Consider the following 16081-nt stretch of genomic DNA (forward strand, 5'->3'; position numbering starts at 1 on the left):
ATACGAAACTGACAGGAAGAGGACGAGTATGGCTGGGACCGTAGGACGACTCGGGGGGTGGCTCGCAGGATTGCCACGGCGGCTAGCCGTGTTTCTGGTGCGACTCCCGGGACGGACAGCGCGGTACATCGCCTCACTTCCCCAGCGGCTCTGGGCGGGGCTGAAACGGACAAAACGCGTGCTGGTCGGCAAGGACCCGGGACCGACAGAGGCGGCGTTTAGCGTCGCGTTCCTGCTCTCGATTGTGGGCGTGGTCGCGTCGTTCCTCGTTGCGAACGACCTCACCGCCTATCCACTGATCGGTGTGATAGCGCTCGGAGTCGTCGGCTGGCAACGGTACCAGTCCCGGACGGCGAAGCTCCTGACCGTGTTCGCAACCGTCGGGACCGTGTTGACACTCGGATTTATCACCTTCTACCTGTTCGACCAGGCGTGGGGCCCCATCGAACAGTTCGGGACGGGGTTGGTCGCGATTCCCGCGACCGAGGCCGGTAGCACGCGGTGGTTCTTCTGGCTCGACGCCCTCCTTCCGGCGGACTCGACGCTGACAGGGTGGGACCCGAACAACGGTCACTTCTCGCTGTTAGCCGCGACGTGGGCAACGGTTATCGTCACGCTCATCGCTGGCATGGTCTGTGGTCCGCTCGGGATTCTGGGTGCGCTCTTTATCGCCGAAATCGCCAGTGACCGCGTGCGCGAAATCATCAAGCCCGCCATCGAGATTCTCGCTGGCATCCCCTCCATCGTGTACGGGTTCATCGGCTTTGCCGTCCTCAACTCGTTCATGCAGGACGCCTTCCTCGATGGCGGCTCGACGTTCCTCATCGCGGGCCTCGTCGTGGGTATCATGGCACTCCCGACGGTCGTCTCCGTCGCCGAAGACGCGATTACTGCGGTGCCAAACTCGATGAGTGACGGCTCGATCGCGATGGGGGCCACCGAGTGGCAAACGATGAAAAGCATCTCCATTCCCGCCGCGTTCTCCGGTATCTCGGCGGCAGTCATCCTCGGACTCGGCCGGGCCATCGGCGAGACGATGGCCGTCGCCGCAATCATGGCCAGCGGAACGACCTTCGCCAAACCGCTCTACGACATCTTCGACCAGAGTGTGACGCTGACCAGCCGTATCGCGACGACCTACGGGAGTGCATCCGGAATCACCGTCGAAGTACTGTTTTTCGCCGGTGTGATGCTCTTCTCGATTGTGGCGCTGATGAGCGTCATCGCACAGTACATCGAACGACGCATGGAGAAAGACCTACAGGGTGAGCAATGAGCGAAGGCTACGCACGCGAGACGAGTCTCGTCACGGGCGAATCGAACATCTACGACCGGGCGCTGGACACCACCATCGCCCTGACTATCGTCGGCTTCCTGCTGGGGATGGTCACGCTCGTCAAACTCGTTTCTCTGGATGCCTCAGGGTCGACCCTGACCGACTTTTTCGCCCCGCTACTCGCAGTCAGCGCCGGCGGCGTCGGCGTCGTCGCGCTGTTCTCCGCTCTCGGCGTCGTCCCGGTTACCGAGCGACGCGTCCGCGGCGTCGGTATCGGGATTCTGGTCGTGCTGAGCGGGCTGACGGCCGCCACTGTTGCCCTGCCGATGACGCTGGCGACGCTGCTCGGTGGCGTCCTCATCGTCGAAGCCGCGGTGATTCTCGCGGCCGGTGTGGCTTCCCAACAGGGCATCGTCGATACTGAACCGAGTCCGAGCGCGGGTATCCTCGCGGGCGGGGCCTTCGGCGTCGTCGGCCTGCTCGTCGGTGCGGCCGTCGGCGGGACGCTACTGGGCACCGGCCCCGTCGCGTCGTACGGTCCGGCGCTGCTCGTCGGTGGGGTCTTTGCCATCGCGACGGTTGTCCCCAGAGAAGACCTCGGGACGGGTATTCCGGTCGCCGCACTGGTCGGCGTGCTCGGGCTGGTCATCGTCACCGGGACCATCGACCTCGGATGGACGTGGTCGCCCGGTCAGAACATCGACGGGGATTTCACCGCCGAAATCGTCATCCCGCTGTTCGTTCTCGTCGGCTCGATGATAGCGAGTTGGGGGGCAGCGAAGTCTCGAGCGGGCTACGGTGCACGGGGCCGCCAGTACGGGGCCTATCTCCTCGTCTATCTCAACGCCCTTCTGATGGTCACTATCATGTTCTCTATCGTCGCGTTCGTTACACAGAAGGGGGTCAGATACGCCGTTCACGACTTCCAGATCGGTGCCCTGTCGGGGCTCGTGATTCTAACTCCGGCGCTCGTCCTCGCGATAGACTTCGCCCGGACGAAAGCCGGAACGGACAACTGGCACTCGGGCGCACGCCAGTTCTTCCGGGTCGCCCCACTCGCTGCGCTCGGTTCACTCGCTGGCCTGCTGGTGTTCGTGCAAGCACGCGGGGAAGCGTTCTCGGTTCCCTTTACTTACGAGGTGTACGTCGAGCGTGAGCCGGTCGTCCTCGATACCACAGCACAGATTACAACCGAACCGACCGTCGGCAACCTCCTCATCGTCTTTTCCGGAGTCTTCCTCGTCTGGTACTTCCTGCGGAAATACGGCAGTCTCCGCAACATCGGTACCTTCTCCGAGCGGGTCGCAACGGTCGAGCGGTACGCCGGCATCGGCATGGGCGCTATCGTCGTGTTCGTGCTCGTGCTTGTCCTTCTTGGAAAGCAGCCGTTTGGCGTCCCACTCGGCGGAACTGTCGGCTTTGGTGTCGTCGTTCTGGCGGCGGTGGCCGCCACCGGACTGGCCGCGGCCTCGCTGGCAACGCTCGTTGCCGGCGGCGGGAACAGCGTGGCCGAACGGGGCCGCGACCGCGCACAGGTCGTCCGCGTCGGTATCTTCGGCGCGATGGGTCTGTTCGTGGCTGCGGTCCTGCTCGAACCGACCTCCGGGACTGTTCCGACAGTCCTCGGTGTCAATATCGTTCCCCTGCTGACGCTGCTGTCGGCAGCCTTCTCGGCGGGTGTGGCCATCATGACCGCTCGGGCCGCGCGGGCCAGCGACGACGAGAGTATCGTCTCCGTCCTTCACCGCGAGAGTGCACTCGGCCTCGCTGGCGCTGCTGGCTTCGTCACCATCACCGCCCTCCACGTCGCGCTGACCGGTGCGACCTACACCGTCGGCCCCGTGAGTATCGGCTATCTCGGGACGCTCTCGTGGCCGATGTTCATGGACGCGTACACGCCGCTCGGCCCGGTTCCCGGCGGGATTACCCCTGCTGTCGTCGGCACCATCTGGCTGGTCGTCGGTGCGTCGCTCTTTGCGGTCCCTCTCGGTGTGGGCGCGGCCATCTTCCTCACTGAGTACGCAGAACAGGGGAAGTTCACCGCCGTCGTCGAGGTCGCGACGAACGCCCTCTGGAGTACCCCCAGCATCGTCTTCGGCCTGTTCGGCGCAGCGTTCCTGATTCCGCGCCTCGGCGGCCAGGAGTCGTTGATGGCCGGCCAGTTGGTTCTCGGATTCATGCTCCTGCCGCTCGTGCTCATCACGAGCCGGGAGGCAATCAAATCCGTCCCTGACGAGTACCGGGACGCCAGCGCCGCGCTGGGCGTCAATCGGTGGGAAACCATCAAAAGCGTCGTCCTCCCGGCGTCGCTGCCGGGCGTCATCACCGGTATCATTCTCGGTGTCGGCCGCATCGCAGGCGAGACGGCACCGCTCATTCTGGTGCTCGGCTCGACGCTGAACTCGACGGCCGCCATCGACGTGCTCGGCGGGTTCCAGTTCGTCAGCCAGCCACCCTTCATTACGAACCCCACACTGCTGGAAGCGTCGGCGGCGCTCCCGACACAGGTGTGGGCAGTCATCGCCGCGGGTGTCAGCGGCTCACCATCGATGGGGTGGGCATCGGCGATGATGTTGCTGATGGTGGTACTCTCCTTTTACACGGTGGGTATCATCGCGCGAATCTACTTCAGGAGGAAACTCAACTATGAGTGAATCAGTCAACGAGTCCAAGATAGAGAACAGTACAGACGACCGGTCGGCGGGTATCTCGATGGAGACGTCCTCGACGACAACCACCGGCGAGAGCGAGGAGGACGTCCGCGAAGCGTGGACGAACTACCGCTTCGACGGCGAGGCAAAGCTCTCCGTCGAGAATCTGGACGTGTGGTACGGCGACGACCACGCACTGAAGGACGTCTCGATGGAGATTCCCGAAGAGAGCGTTACCGCACTCATCGGGCCGTCAGGCTGCGGGAAGTCGACGTATCTCCGGTGTCTCAATCGGATGAACGACCGTATCAAGGCCGCTCGCGTCGAAGGGTCGGTGGAACTCGGCGGCGACGAGATATACGACGCTAACGCCAATCTCGTCGAACTGCGCAAGCGCATCGGCATGGTGTTCCAGTCGCCGAACCCCTTCCCGAAGTCCATCCGCGAGAACGTCTCGTATGGCCCGCGCAAACACGGCGACATCGAAACGGGCCTGCTTGCGCGCTTGCTCGGACGAGACGACACCGACGAGGAGGCCGACCTCGTCGAACGGTCGCTCCGTCGTGCCGCCCTCTACGAGGAGGTCTCTGACCGACTGGACGACAACGCACTCGGACTCTCGGGCGGGCAACAACAGCGGCTCTGTATCGCCCGCTGTCTGGCGGTCGACCCGGAAGTCATCCTGATGGACGAGCCCGCCTCGGCACTCGACCCCATCGCCACCTCGAAAATCGAAGACCTGGTCGAGGAACTCTCGAAAGACTACACTGTCGTCATCGTCACCCACAACATGCAGCAAGCAGCCCGAATTTCGGACCAGACGGCCGTCTTCCTCACCGGCGGCGAACTCGTCGAGTACGACGATACGGACAAAATCTTCGAGAACCCCGAGAGCCAGCGCGTCGAGGATTACATCACCGGCAAATTCGGGTAATGTCACGCGAGTCGTTTCAGGCGTCGCTCGACGAGCTCCGGGATTCCGTGCTCGGGATGGGCGAAACTGTCACTGCCCGCCACCGAGATGCGGTGACGGCACTGGAGAAACAGGACCGTGGACTGGGACAGTACGTCGTCGACAACGACGACGAAATCAACGAACGCTATCTCGACATCGAAGCCGACTGTATCGGCCTCTTTGCGCTCGAACAGCCGGTCGCTGGCGACCTCCGCTTTGTCGCCGCATCGTTCAAGATTATAACCGACCTCGAACGTATCGCTGACCTGGCGACGAACATCGGCCAGTACGTCGTCGACACCGAGACAGAGCTGGTCCCGCGGTCGGAACTCGTCGCCATCGGGGAGGCGGTCGGCGAGATGCTGGACGATGCACTGATCGCCTACGCACGCGAGGACGCCATGCTCTGTGAAACGCTTACCGAGCGCGACGAGGACATCGACAGTCACTGTGCGAACGCGACCGACCGCCTGTTTCGAAACCTACTCGCAGAGAATCCGAGCGCGCCGGCACTGGAAGACCTGCTTGCAGATGTGAACCGACAGCTCCTGACGATTCGGGACCTGGAACGGGTCGGCGACCACGCCGTCAACATCGCCGCGCGCACCTACTACCTGACCGAGGGTGACGACGCGCTGCTGTACTGACCAATCAACGGAGAATGCTGTAGACAGCACAACGTACTTATTTCGGGACAGCACACCTCAATCCATGCCACGAGAGGGGTACCAAGACCAACTCGACGATTTACGCGAGGAAGTTCTCTATATGAGTGAAGTCGTGCTCGACCAGCTCCGGAGTGGGCTGTCGGCACTCGATAGCAAAGACGAAGACCTCGCCTGGGAGGTCATCGAGGGCGACCACGAAATCAACGAGATGTATCTCGACCTCGAAAAGGAGTGTGTCGACCTGATAGCACTCCAGCAACCCGTCGCCGGCGACCTGCGCTTTATCGCCGCGACGTTCAAGATTATCACCGACCTCGAACGCATCGCCGACCTGGCGACGAACCTCGGGGACTACACGCTGGAGGCCGACCGCGACATGTTCCCCGACGTCGACATTCAGGCCATCGGCGACGAAGTCATCGGAATGATAGAGGACGCAATGGAGGCCTACGCCAGCGAGAGTGCCGACGGCTGCTACGCCATCGCCGAATACGACGACAAAGTGGACGCCCACTGTGAGCGCGCCTCCGAGACGGTCGCGCGCGAACTCATCAGTCGGGATGGTGTCGACGACGAGGAGGAAGTCGACGAACTCATGCGGGAAGTCTACCGCCTGCTGTTGACGATTCGGGACCTCGAACGCGTCGGCGACCACGCCGTCAACATCGCCGCGCGAACCCTCTACATGGTCGAAAACGACGACGACCTGCTGTACTGACTGTTACACCGCTGTCCTATCTGCTCGCCGTTTCCAGTCCGTCGCCGGTGATCTTGAACTGGCCAGTCGTCCCTGCCTCGCGAGCGTGATGTTTCTCCAGCGTGGCGCGTCGATTCCCGCCGCGGAACCGGTCGAGACGGAGGATGATAGCAGACCAGTGATTGAGCGTGTGGCCGCCGAGTGCCCGCGACTGGTCGGAGTCGGGGTCGGTAAAGACCTGGTTCGTAAAGCCGACCGCGAGGTCGTGTTTGCGGGCCAGCGAGAGGAGGTGTGTGATCTGTCTGGCGACCGAGCGGAGGGCTTCGCCCTCTGCCTGTTCGGTCCGTTCGAGCCGGTAAAAGCCAGTGGCACTGTCCAGGACGATAAAGTCGACTTCCGGGGCAAACTCGGCGGCGTCCTGGACCGCCTCCTGCTGGTCAGAAAAGGAGAGTGCATCGGTGATGATGAGCCGCGAGGCGAGGTCGTCGACGGACTGGTCGGGGCCAGCGTGGCCCTCGGCCAGTTGCTCCATCCGGTCGAGAGAGAGCCCCTCGGTGTCGATGTAGAGCACCGACTGGCCGGCGGCCGTCGCTTCCATCGCCGCCGAGAGGACGACGTTGGTCTTGCCGGAGGCGGGCGGGCCATACACCTGCGTCGCCGCGCCGCGCTCGAACCCACCGCCCAGAAGGTCGTCGATGGCTCCACAGCCAGTCGGTAAAGGGTCGCTCACACGCCACTCTTGGCGACCGTTCGCATAAAAGGACTCGTCTCGGTCTCACACGACCGGCAACCGAGGGAGGTGCCGGGAGAGTGCCGCGATAACCGCCTCCTCGTCGTCGATGTCCGTCCGGTCACAGACGATGGGGAGCCGCCACGGCGCGCGCCGGTAGAGTACGATTGCGTCCTCGGCGACGGTGTATCCCTCGAAATCGTCCCACTCGTAGAGTGTCCGTGCGGCGGGCATCTGCTTTTCCAGGCCAGCAGCTGTCGCGGTGTAGGTCCGTGCCTGCCCGACGGTGACCACGCCGGCACCGAACGGGACAACCAGATTCGCAACATATCGCAGGATGTCGAGTCGTGTCGGAACACTCACCGCGAGCGAGACGATGCCGCCGCCGACCAGCACCACACCGAGGGCCTGTATCGGGCGTCGTCGACGGTCAGACCACGCGGCCCGCCAGGTCGAGAACTGGTCGGCATCGGCGACGACGGCTTTCGCGTGGCGTGACCTGGCCATAAGCCCCAGGACGCCACCGGTCCCGAAGCCACCTATTGCAGCCACGACACCCAGGAGGAAATCGGTACTCGACACCGACCCCGCCGTGGCCACTGCGACGCCGGCAAGCCCCACGAGTCCAGGAGCGAGCAGGGCGGGAAGCCACCGATACCACGCGCCGCCGAGACGTTCGGGCAGGCCGCGAATGCGACGAACTGCCACAGCGGCCACGACGGTCGTGAGAACGACTACCGTCAGGAGCGTCGAATACAGTATTCCCGAGTCGGTCACGACGCGGGCGGCGATGGCGGTCGCCAGCGGTGCGAGGAGGGAAGCGGCGTAGAGGCCGGTGACAAGTACAAAGAGATCGTCCGGTCGTTCGTCTAATCCCGTGGGGTCCGTCGACCGGTCCAACAGCGTGCGGTCGGGGGAGGGCGCCATGGGCACGGCTCCGTTCGCCCGAAGCAAAAAACCGACCAACTGCTAAGTACGACGCCGAGCAACGTCCAGTCGTGATAGTCGTCGCCACTGCGGACTTCGAGGTCTACCACGAGGTCGTGACGGCACTCCGGGAGCGTGGCGTGGCGTTTACCACCGTCGAATCGGGCGAGGCCATGCCCGAGGAGACGACGGTCGTCGTGACTGCAAGCGGCGGGGACAGCGACACGATAGAAGAGGTCCCGTCGGACGTGACGGTCGTCACCGCTGACCCAGAGAATCCGCGGACAGCAGTCGAAGAGGCAGTCGGCCTGCTCCGTGGCGACGGGGGACAGACCGTCGTCGGCATCGACCCCGGCGACCGTCCGGGCATCGCCGTCCTCGTGGGCGGACGGGTCGTCGCGACCTTTCAGGTGCCGGCAGACCAGGCCGCCGACGTGGTCCGCGAGGAACTCGACGGCGTCCCGGACCCGCTGGTCCGTATCGGCGACGGTGCGCGGCTGGTCGGTTCCCGTATCATCGACGACATCGAGGACCTGCCGGTCGAACTCGTCGACGAGACGGGGACGACACCGTATCTCGGCACCGGAACGCGCGGGATGGGTGACGTCCTCGCAGCAGTCAACATCGCCCGCATCGAGGGCGAGCGAGTCAGTTCGCGTGACATCGAACCCACGGCTGGGGAACTCCAGCGCATCAAGAACCGCTCGCGCGAACAGAGCGATGGGAATCGTGCCATCGGCGAGCAACTGGCCCGGAAAGTCGCGAGTGGCGACCTCACTATCGAGGAGGCTCTCGACGAGCATCGTGAAGAGTGACCGTACTCTCTGCTGGCCGGCTCACTCCTCGCGGACGAGTGTCTCCGCCCGGCGCATGATGTCCCTGACTGGGAGGCCGGTCTCGCGGGCGACCGCCAGCGCGTCGTCGTACTCCGCGCTCACATCGTAGACAGTGCCGTCGGCGCTGGCAACTTTGACGCGCACGTCGTACTCAGTTCCCTCGAAGGCAATCGTCGCAGTGACCTGCTCGCGGTCGGCAATCCAGCGGTGGCCCGAGCCGTACTCGCGGATGCCGAGCGTCCCCGTCTCCTCGGCGAGTCGTCGGGCGACCCGCTGTGCGTCCTCGGGCCTGACGACGACTTTCACCAGATGCCCCGGCCGGGATTTTTTCATCGTGACCGGCAGGACAGAGACATCGCGAGCGCCGGCGTCGGTCAGTGTCTCCTGTAACCCGCCGAGGACTTCTGGTGGTGCGTCGTCGAGATTCGTCTCCAGAACCGTAATCGAATCGCGCGCGAGGTCGCCGGTCGTCTCGCCGACGATTGCCCGGAGGACGTTCGGCTGCGAGTCGAAAGTGTAGGTGCCAGCGCCGTAGCCGGAACTCCCGATGTCCATGGCGGGGAGCCGTTCGACGCCGTCGGCGACGTGTGCGAGAATCGCCGCGCCGGTCGGTGTCAGCAGTTCTTCCTCGACAGGGCCGCCCTGGAGTTGCCAGTCTGCGCGTTCGGCAATCTCGACGACAGCGGGCGTCGGGACCGGATAGGTGCCGTGGGACATCTCTACCTCGCCACCACCGGTGGCCAGCGGCGTCGTCACGACCTGCTCGACTGCCAGGTCCGCGAGCAGGAGACAGACGCCCACCACGTCCGCGATGGCGTCGTCGGCCCCGACCTCGTGGAAGTGCGTCTCCGTCAGGTCGGTCCCGTGAACGCCGGCCTCGGCCTCGCCGAGAATCTCGAACATCGCCAGTGCGTCCGCCTCGACCCCCGCGGGAAGGTCCATCCCCTCTACGATGTCGACGACCTCCCCGTAGGTTCTGGTCGGCCCATGCCCCTCGGCGTGGTCGTGGGTGTGGTCGTCATCGTGGGCGTGGTCATGGCTATCGTCGTGACTGTGACCGCTCCCGTGGCTGTGGTCTTCGTCACCGCCGTGGTCGTGTCCGTCACGTTCCTCGCCAGGCCCCTCGTTGGCCGTCTGCTCGGTCAAACGCACGTCGACGGTGGTCGCATCGATACCGTTTTTCACCGTCTGTCCGACCTCGTACCGGACAGCGAGCGTCTCTTCGACGGGCGAGAGGGCAGCGCGGTCCCCACCAGCATCCAGCAGCGCAGCTAAGAGCATGTCGCCGCTGGCTCCCATCCGGCCGTCGAACGCGAGGGTTCGCATACACGAGCAAAGGCGGGTCCGGGACAATACGCTGACGGTCGTCTGGCGATAGCCAGGCCAGACTGGAAATAACGAACAATACGTCACACCGAAAGTGCCTTCAGCGGACGAGCGGTGATTGTGGCGCATGGCTGCTGACTCACTGTACGACCGACTCGGTCAGCGCGAGGGGATTCGGGCAGTCGTCGACGATTTCTACGATAGGCTGGTAGCCGACGAGCAACTGGGCGCGTTTTTCGAAGGCGCGGACATGGAGCAGCTACGGCGAACGCAGACCGACTTCCTGTGTGAGGCCGCTGGCGGACCGGAAACCTACGACGCGGCGCCGGTTCGACAGGCGCACCTGGAGGTCCCGTTTACCCCCGAACACATCCAGCGTGCCGTCGAGTTGCTGTCCGAGAGTCTCGACCACTACGACGTCCCCGCGGAAGATGCAGAACTCGTCGTCCAGGCGGTTGCCGAATACGAGGAAGAACTGCTGGCGCGTCCGGACGAGAAGTGACAGTCGGGACTGCGACGGCACGTCTGGTCAATTAAAGCGAGTCGGAGAGAAGCCGTCCGCCGGTCAGTGCGAGCGGACGAGGTGGACGTCGTAGGCACCGTCAGCGGCGACGGGACCAAACGGCGTCGTCAATCGGTCGTCCTCCGAGGTGTCGTCGGTGCCGACGAACAACACTGACGCGTCGACGTCTTTGGCGACCTGCTGAATTCTGTCCGAGATACCGCCGTCCAGAGACTGTGCGCTCGACTCGTCGAAGTTTCGCTCGGCGTCGTCGGTCGCTTCATCGATTTTCCGCTGGAGTTCCGTACTCGCCGTCTCGGCCGCAAAATCCTCGTCTGGCTGAATCCACTTGCGCCGCTCTGCGTAGGTCGCACCGGTCGGAACGAGGCTGACAGCGACTATCTCTTCACCGAGTGCCTTGCCGTGTTCGACCGCGCGGGTCAGTGCTGCTTTGGCGACAGGCGAACCATCGAACGGAACGAGAAAGACCATATCTGGAGCGTACTGTGTGAAGCATAATCAAAGTAACCGCACCGGAGAAACCCGCGGCCAGTCTCACGGACGGAGGCGGGTTGTGGTTCCCCTGACCAACCGCCGGTAGCAAAAAGCATATCTCTCGGCATCCACGAGTGTCAACACATCCCAGTCTACTATGAATGAAGTTCAACTGGAGGTGGCGAAGGCCTACCCCAACGACTCGGGTCGCGGTATTGCCCGCCTCGACCCCGATACGCTGTTGCATCTCAAGCTGTCGCCCGGCGACATCATCGAAATAGAAGGCGCGGACGTGACTGCGGCGAAAGTCTGGCGCGCGGACCGGCAGGACTGGAACACCGACACGGTCCGCATCGACGGGTTCACCCGACAGAACGCCGACGTCGGCATCGGCGAGCGCGTCGAAATCCGGAAAGCCGAAGCCGAGAAGGCCGACAAACTCGTCCTCGCGCCCCCCGAGGAGGCCAGCGTCCAGTTTGGCTCCGACGCGGCTGGCATGGTCAAACGCCAGATTCTCAAGCGGCCGGTCGTCGAGCGCGACATCGTCCCGGTGATGAGTTCGACGAACCACCCGTTCATGCGCTCGCCCGGGCAGGCGATTCCGCTGATTGCCGTCGAGACCGAACCGGACGGGGTCTCCCTTATCACCGAAGACACCGAGGTCGAACTCCGCGAGGAGCCGATCAGTGGCTTCGAGAAGACCGGCGGCGGCATCACGTACGAGGACATCGGCGGCCTGCAAAGCGAGATTCAGCGGGTCCGCGAGATGGTCGAGTTGCCGATGAAACACCCCCAGATTTTCAAGAAACTCGGCATCGAGCCGCCACAGGGGGTGCTCCTTCACGGGCCGCCCGGGACCGGGAAGACGCTACTGGCGAAAGCCGTCGCCAACGAGACGTCTGCGAGTTTCTTCTCTATCGCCGGCCCCGAGATTATCTCGAAGTACTACGGCGAGTCCGAACAGCAGTTACGCGAGATATTCGAAGATGCAACCGAGGAGTCGCCCTCTATCATCTTCATCGACGAACTCGACTCTATCGCGCCCAAACGGGAAGACGTGACCGGCGAAGTCGAACGCCGGGTCGTCGCCCAGTTGCTGACGATGATGGACGGGCTCGAATCCCGGGGACAAGTCATCGTCATCGGCGCGACCAACCGCGTCGATTCGGTCGACCCCGCACTCCGTCGGCCGGGCCGGTTCGACCGCGAAATCGAGATCGGGGTTCCGGACGAAGTCGGTCGCGAGGAGATTCTCCAGATTCACACCCGCGGGATGCCGCTCTCGGACGACGTGAACCTCTCGCGGCTGGCCACCGAGACCCACGGCTTCGTCGGCGCTGACATCGAGAGTCTGACCAAGGAAGCGGCGATGAAGGCCTTGCGCCGGTATCTTCCAGAAATCGACTTAGACGAGGAGGACATCCCGCCGAGTCTCATCGACCGGATGATAATCAAGCGCGACGACTTCCGCGGCGCGCTCAACGAGGTGAGTCCATCGGCGATGCGGGAGGTCCTCGTAGAACTCCCGAAGGTCAACTGGGACCACGTCGGCGGCCTCGAACAGGCCAAAAAGGAGGTTCGCGAGTCCGTCGAGTGGCCGATGAACAGCCCCGAGAAGTTCGAGCGGATGGGCGTCACGCCACCCTCGGGTGTCCTTCTCTATGGACCCCCCGGGACCGGGAAGACGCTGATGGCAAAAGCCGTCGCCAACGAGACCGACGCCAACTTCATCAGCGTGCGCGGACCGCAACTGCTCTCGAAGTGGGTTGGCGAGTCCGAGAAGGCCATCCGCCAGACGTTCCGGAAGGCCCGCCAGGTGGCACCGACGGTCATCTTCTTCGACGAACTCGACTCGCTGGCTCCGGGTCGGGGCGGCGGCGACAGCGGCTCAAACGTCTCCGAGCGGGTTGTCAACCAGCTCCTGACCGAACTCGACGGTTTAGAGGAGATGGAGGACGTGATGGTCATCGCGGCGACCAACCGGCCGGACATGATAGACCCGGCACTCATCCGCTCGGGACGGTTCGACCGACTGGTGATGATTGGCGAACCCGGCACGGAAGGCCGCGAGCAGGTGCTGAAAATCCACACTGAGGATGTCCCCCTGACTGCAGACGTGAGCCTTCGCGAACTCGCCGAAATCACGGAGGGGTACGTCGGGTCGGACTTAGAATCCATCGCCCGCGAGGCAGCCATCGAGGCCCTGCGCGAAGACGAGGACGCAGACCAGGTCGAGATGCGTCACTTCCGGCAGGCGATGGAGAACGTCCGGCCGACTATCACCGACGACATCCGCGACTACTACGAGCAGATGGAGGAGGACTTCAAGGGCGGCGGTCCCGAGCCACAGCGCGGTCAGAGTGGCGGCCGGATCGGGTTCCAGTAGGAACCACTAGAACGGACTCCGTTTCCGGAGGAACGTCCGGTTCCACCAGAGGAGGGCTCCACCACCGAGTACGGTCAGTCCTGAGCCAACAGCTACTGTAATTCCAAAAAGAATCTGACCGGAGTCCTGCCTTAGTCGGATATTATGTACGTCCAGCTGATAGGTGCTGTTCTGATAGCGGACATAGTTATGTCTGCTCGTGTCTGAGTTGAGTTGGAAGTCATCGGGATGGGTGTCCGTCGCATAGGTGCCGCCGTTGGTGAGTGTCTTCAGAAAAATCGTTTGGGCCGGTGCGGAGAGGTTGCTGAATTGAAGGACCCGGAACGTCCGCTCAGAGGGGTAGGGAGTTTTTGTTGCGGTCGATTCCGTCACTTGGGAGGGAGGTTCTGTCTCGTTTAGCTCTGTCACTTCGTATCTATAATCGCCTTGGGGGAGCTCGCCATTGAGATTGGCAGCGGCGACGAAACACAGACCGCCAGAGACCACCAAGAGGAACGCGACAGCGTATTTCACGACGGTCCAGACAGCCATGTGTCACCGTCCTCTCGTTTCTGGTAAGTGTCTTCTCCCTCCCCCGGTGCCGGGCGCTCACACCGCCAGTTCAGTCTCCCGAATGGTTCGACCAGAAGGCAGTGAAAACAGACCACGCGGAGTATTCGATGACGCCGCCTCTGGAACGGTAGCGTCACTCGCACAAAATTGGTGGTAGTAGACCGGACGAACGGACCGGGACCGAGAGGAGAGTGCCTGCCCTATAGTTCGCCGAGTTTGCGCAGGAGCTGGCCGCGGTACTCCTCGTCGGCCTGGACGCCTTTCACTTCGAGGACGTTCCGTTCGAGTTTGTCAGTCGCGACGCGGAACGCAGTGTCGGCGCCGTAGCCTTCGCCGGAGCCAGCGGCCTGGCCCTTGTTGGTCCGCAGGCGAATCTGACACTGGATGAGCGGCGTGCCGCGGAGTTTCTCCTTGTGTTCGTGGAAGCGGACGTGTGCGTGCTGGACCTGCATGTCCTTGTACTTGCTCGCGACCGTCTCGATGCGGTCGCGAATCTCCTCGCGGGAGAGGGTCTCCAGGACGCTGATGTTGGTAATCTGGACGTCCATGTGCTCTTCTTCGGTGAACGTCAGCGCCCGGAGCACGTCCGTCTTGGTGACGACACCCGCGACGAGGCGGTCGTCGTCGTCCGGCGTGACCACGAGGCCGTCGTAGTTGTTGTCGAGCATCCGCTCGACCGCATCGTGGACGGACTCGTCTTTCGTCGTCGTGGCCACCGGACTGCTCATCACGTCGTAGACTGGAATATCGAGAATGCGGTCGATGTCCCCGGCCCGGTCGCCGGTCGTGGCTTTGTCCATGTCCCGGACGACCACGTCGACGATGTCGTGGGTGGTCACCACGCCGGAAAGGTAGCCGTCACTGTTCAGGACGGGCAGCCGGGAGATGCCGTTCTCCCGGAACAGGTTGACGACCTGTCCGATGTTGGTGTCCTCGTTGACTGTGACAACGTCGGTCGTGTAGATTTCCTCGACATCGAGCGCATCCAGATTCTCGAGGACGGCCGCCAGTATCTGGTCGCCGGAGATCGTCCCCCAGAGACTGCCGGCCTCGAAGACGGGAGCGATTTTGGACGCACCCTCGACGAGGACGCGTGCGACCTCGCGCACGTCGTCTGTCCGTCCGACCTTCGGCGCAGACCCCATCAGCCCCCGCGCTTTGGCGTCGTCCTCGACGTGAGACTGGACGAGCTGGCGCTGCGTGATGACTCCCGCGTACTCGCCGTCCTCGGTAACCACAATCCCCCGGGGGTTGGTATCCTCGAATATAGCACGTACTTTCCCGAGTCGTTCGTCGGCGTCAACCTCTGCGTAGTCGCTGGTAGCGATATCAGCAATATCCATCGTAAGTTCCCATCTTGAACGTTCGACGTGCGGCATAATCAAAGTTGGTAAACGTTCTCATAGAAGTGAAAGCGCCGACAGGGACCCAATGGTTCAGAAGCGTTGGCCGGTCAGGGTCCGCGGCGGGTCAACACGACGAGACTGCCGACCGAAAGCAGGAACGCGGCCGTCGCGAGCGGGTACTGTGCAGTCGAGATGGTCGTCGCGACCGAGCCGGCACCGAGCGAGCCCGCAAGCCCCGCCAGAAGCGGCGCAGTACAGCTAACGCAGGCAAACAGCCCGAGCAGTCCCGCAGCCGTCGTCTGTAGTGTCGCCTGAATCGCACTCGCTGCGAGCACTCCAAGCGTCGCGTAGCCGGCAAGCAGGAACGGGACGACGATGACGGTCAGCACCGACCCGGTGTAGACCATCGCTGGTCCCCAGCCGGGCAGGGCAAAGTGTACCGACACCCCCGATGGACCAGCGGGTGTCCCGAGCAGTCCCGCCGTCCACAGCAACAAGAGCGTGTAGCCGACACCGGCGGCAATCGCAACCGGCCCGAAGTCGGTCAGGTGGTCGCGGACCAGCCACAGCGCGGTCAGGCTCGCAGTGACCCAGACGAGCGGGTACAGCACCTGCGACAGCGAGTGGACGACCGGGTCGACGGCGAGCGTGTAGCCGACCACCATACCGACGAGTGTGGCGGCACCGACCCAGCGTCGCGGGAGCCTCGGTGCTGTGGCGTGGCCCGACATGTG

The 16081-nt window shown here is 63.5% G+C and carries 15 protein-coding genes; 8 read left to right on the forward strand and 7 right to left on the reverse strand.

Translation table 11 applies throughout. The features are described 5' to 3' along the window. Positions 1-28 precede the first annotated feature (28 nt). The 5 genes from pstC to phoU (QYL91_RS14330) all read left to right on the forward strand — a co-directional run bounded on the left by pstC (position 29) and on the right by phoU (QYL91_RS14330) (position 6268). Positions 29-1276 (forward strand): phosphate ABC transporter permease subunit PstC, encoded by a 1248-nt coding sequence (gene pstC / locus QYL91_RS14310; RefSeq protein ID WP_302081171.1) that lies wholly within the window; start codon positions 29-31, stop codon positions 1274-1276. Beyond that, the gene (gene pstA, locus QYL91_RS14315; protein ID WP_302081172.1) at positions 1273-3930 is read left to right on the forward strand and encodes a phosphate ABC transporter permease PstA; all 2658 of its coding nucleotides are present in this window, start codon (positions 1273-1275) and stop codon (positions 3928-3930) included. The genes pstC and pstA overlap by 4 nt, the downstream gene beginning before the upstream one ends. Beyond that, positions 3923-4861, forward strand: a complete 939-nt coding sequence (gene pstB / locus QYL91_RS14320) for a phosphate ABC transporter ATP-binding protein PstB (RefSeq protein WP_302081173.1) — start codon at positions 3923-3925, stop codon at positions 4859-4861. Before pstA ends, pstB begins: the two co-directional genes overlap by 8 nt. Then, positions 4861-5529 carry a phosphate signaling complex protein PhoU gene (gene phoU / locus QYL91_RS14325; protein WP_302081174.1) on the forward strand — a complete coding sequence of 223 codons (669 nt, stop codon included), beginning with the start codon at positions 4861-4863 and terminating at the stop codon, positions 5527-5529. Before pstB ends, phoU (QYL91_RS14325) begins: the two co-directional genes overlap by 1 nt. 64 nt (positions 5530-5593) lie before the next feature. Then, complete coding sequence (phoU, locus tag QYL91_RS14330; protein ID WP_302081175.1) at positions 5594-6268, forward strand: phosphate signaling complex protein PhoU; 675 nt, start codon at positions 5594-5596, stop codon at positions 6266-6268. A gap of 16 nt (positions 6269-6284) precedes the next feature. Here phoU (QYL91_RS14330) and radB read toward each other — a convergent pair whose 3' ends face one another. Together radB and QYL91_RS14340 are read right to left on the reverse strand one after the other, a co-directional pair. Beyond that, entirely contained in the window at positions 6285-6977 is a 693-nt protein-coding gene (radB, locus tag QYL91_RS14335; RefSeq protein ID WP_302081176.1) for a DNA repair and recombination protein RadB, read from the reverse strand. A 45-nt stretch (positions 6978-7022) separates the two neighbouring features. Next, complete coding sequence (locus QYL91_RS14340; RefSeq protein WP_302081177.1) at positions 7023-7904, reverse strand: hypothetical protein; 882 nt, start codon at positions 7902-7904, stop codon at positions 7023-7025. A 71-nt stretch (positions 7905-7975) separates the two neighbouring features. On the opposite strand from QYL91_RS14340, the gene QYL91_RS14345 reads away from it, so the two are divergent. Next, positions 7976-8719, forward strand: a complete 744-nt coding sequence (locus tag QYL91_RS14345; RefSeq protein WP_302081178.1) for a hypothetical protein — start codon at positions 7976-7978, stop codon at positions 8717-8719. Positions 8720-8740: 21 nt separating this feature from the next. On the opposite strand, the gene larC is transcribed toward QYL91_RS14345, so the two are convergent. Beyond that, positions 8741-10066 (reverse strand): nickel pincer cofactor biosynthesis protein LarC, encoded by a 1326-nt coding sequence (gene larC, locus QYL91_RS14350; RefSeq protein WP_302081179.1) that lies wholly within the window; start codon positions 10064-10066, stop codon positions 8741-8743. Positions 10067-10193: 127 nt separating this feature from the next. Between larC and QYL91_RS14355 the strand changes: the two genes are divergently transcribed. Then, positions 10194-10568 (forward strand): truncated hemoglobin, encoded by a 375-nt coding sequence (locus QYL91_RS14355; protein ID WP_302081180.1) that lies wholly within the window; start codon positions 10194-10196, stop codon positions 10566-10568. A gap of 63 nt (positions 10569-10631) precedes the next feature. Here QYL91_RS14355 and QYL91_RS14360 read toward each other — a convergent pair whose 3' ends face one another. After that, entirely contained in the window at positions 10632-11060 is a 429-nt protein-coding gene (locus tag QYL91_RS14360; RefSeq protein WP_302081181.1) for a universal stress protein, read from the reverse strand. 160 nt (positions 11061-11220) lie between these two features. Between QYL91_RS14360 and QYL91_RS14365 the strand changes: the two genes are divergently transcribed. Beyond that, the gene (locus tag QYL91_RS14365) at positions 11221-13449 is read left to right on the forward strand and encodes a CDC48 family AAA ATPase (RefSeq protein ID WP_302081182.1); all 2229 of its coding nucleotides are present in this window, start codon (positions 11221-11223) and stop codon (positions 13447-13449) included. Positions 13450-13455: 6 nt separating this feature from the next. Here QYL91_RS14365 and QYL91_RS14370 read toward each other — a convergent pair whose 3' ends face one another. From QYL91_RS14370 to QYL91_RS14380, 3 genes are all read right to left on the reverse strand, one after another. Further along, positions 13456-13980 carry a DUF7979 domain-containing protein gene (locus QYL91_RS14370; RefSeq protein WP_302081183.1) on the reverse strand — a complete coding sequence of 175 codons (525 nt, stop codon included), beginning with the start codon at positions 13978-13980 and terminating at the stop codon, positions 13456-13458. 221 nt (positions 13981-14201) lie between these two features. Next, on the reverse strand, positions 14202-15344 hold the full coding sequence (locus QYL91_RS14375) for a CBS domain-containing protein (protein ID WP_302081184.1): 1143 nt from the start codon (positions 15342-15344) through the stop codon (positions 14202-14204). 110 nt (positions 15345-15454) lie between these two features. Next, the gene (locus tag QYL91_RS14380) at positions 15455-16078 is read right to left on the reverse strand and encodes a DUF7546 family protein (RefSeq protein WP_302081185.1); all 624 of its coding nucleotides are present in this window, start codon (positions 16076-16078) and stop codon (positions 15455-15457) included. Positions 16079-16081 lie beyond the last annotated feature (3 nt).

The organism is Salinibaculum rarum (assembly GCF_030505615.1).
Classification (GTDB): domain Archaea; phylum Halobacteriota; class Halobacteria; order Halobacteriales; family Haloarculaceae; genus Salinibaculum; species Salinibaculum rarum.

Excerpts from the sequence above, each read along its gene's own strand:
- pstC (WP_302081171.1), top strand. The coding sequence starts at position 29 with ATGGCTGGGACCGTAGGACGACTCGGGGGGTGGCTCGCAGGATTGCCA.
- pstA (WP_302081172.1), top strand. The coding sequence starts at position 1,273 with ATGAGCGAAGGCTACGCACGCGAGACGAGTCTCGTCACGGGCGAATCG.
- pstB (WP_302081173.1), top strand. The coding sequence starts at position 3,923 with ATGAGTGAATCAGTCAACGAGTCCAAGATAGAGAACAGTACAGACGAC.
- phoU (WP_302081174.1), top strand. The coding sequence starts at position 4,861 with ATGTCACGCGAGTCGTTTCAGGCGTCGCTCGACGAGCTCCGGGATTCC.
- phoU (WP_302081175.1), top strand. The coding sequence starts at position 5,594 with ATGCCACGAGAGGGGTACCAAGACCAACTCGACGATTTACGCGAGGAA.
- QYL91_RS14340 (WP_302081177.1), bottom strand. The coding sequence starts at position 7,904 with ATGGCGCCCTCCCCCGACCGCACGCTGTTGGACCGGTCGACGGACCCC.
- larC (WP_302081179.1), bottom strand. The coding sequence starts at position 10,066 with ATGCGAACCCTCGCGTTCGACGGCCGGATGGGAGCCAGCGGCGACATG.
- QYL91_RS14355 (WP_302081180.1), top strand. The coding sequence starts at position 10,194 with ATGGCTGCTGACTCACTGTACGACCGACTCGGTCAGCGCGAGGGGATT.
- QYL91_RS14360 (WP_302081181.1), bottom strand. The coding sequence starts at position 11,060 with ATGGTCTTTCTCGTTCCGTTCGATGGTTCGCCTGTCGCCAAAGCAGCA.
- QYL91_RS14365 (WP_302081182.1), top strand. The coding sequence starts at position 11,221 with ATGAATGAAGTTCAACTGGAGGTGGCGAAGGCCTACCCCAACGACTCG.
- QYL91_RS14370 (WP_302081183.1), bottom strand. The coding sequence starts at position 13,980 with ATGGCTGTCTGGACCGTCGTGAAATACGCTGTCGCGTTCCTCTTGGTG.
- QYL91_RS14375 (WP_302081184.1), bottom strand. The coding sequence starts at position 15,344 with ATGGATATTGCTGATATCGCTACCAGCGACTACGCAGAGGTTGACGCC.
- QYL91_RS14380 (WP_302081185.1), bottom strand. The coding sequence starts at position 16,078 with ATGTCGGGCCACGCCACAGCACCGAGGCTCCCGCGACGCTGGGTCGGT.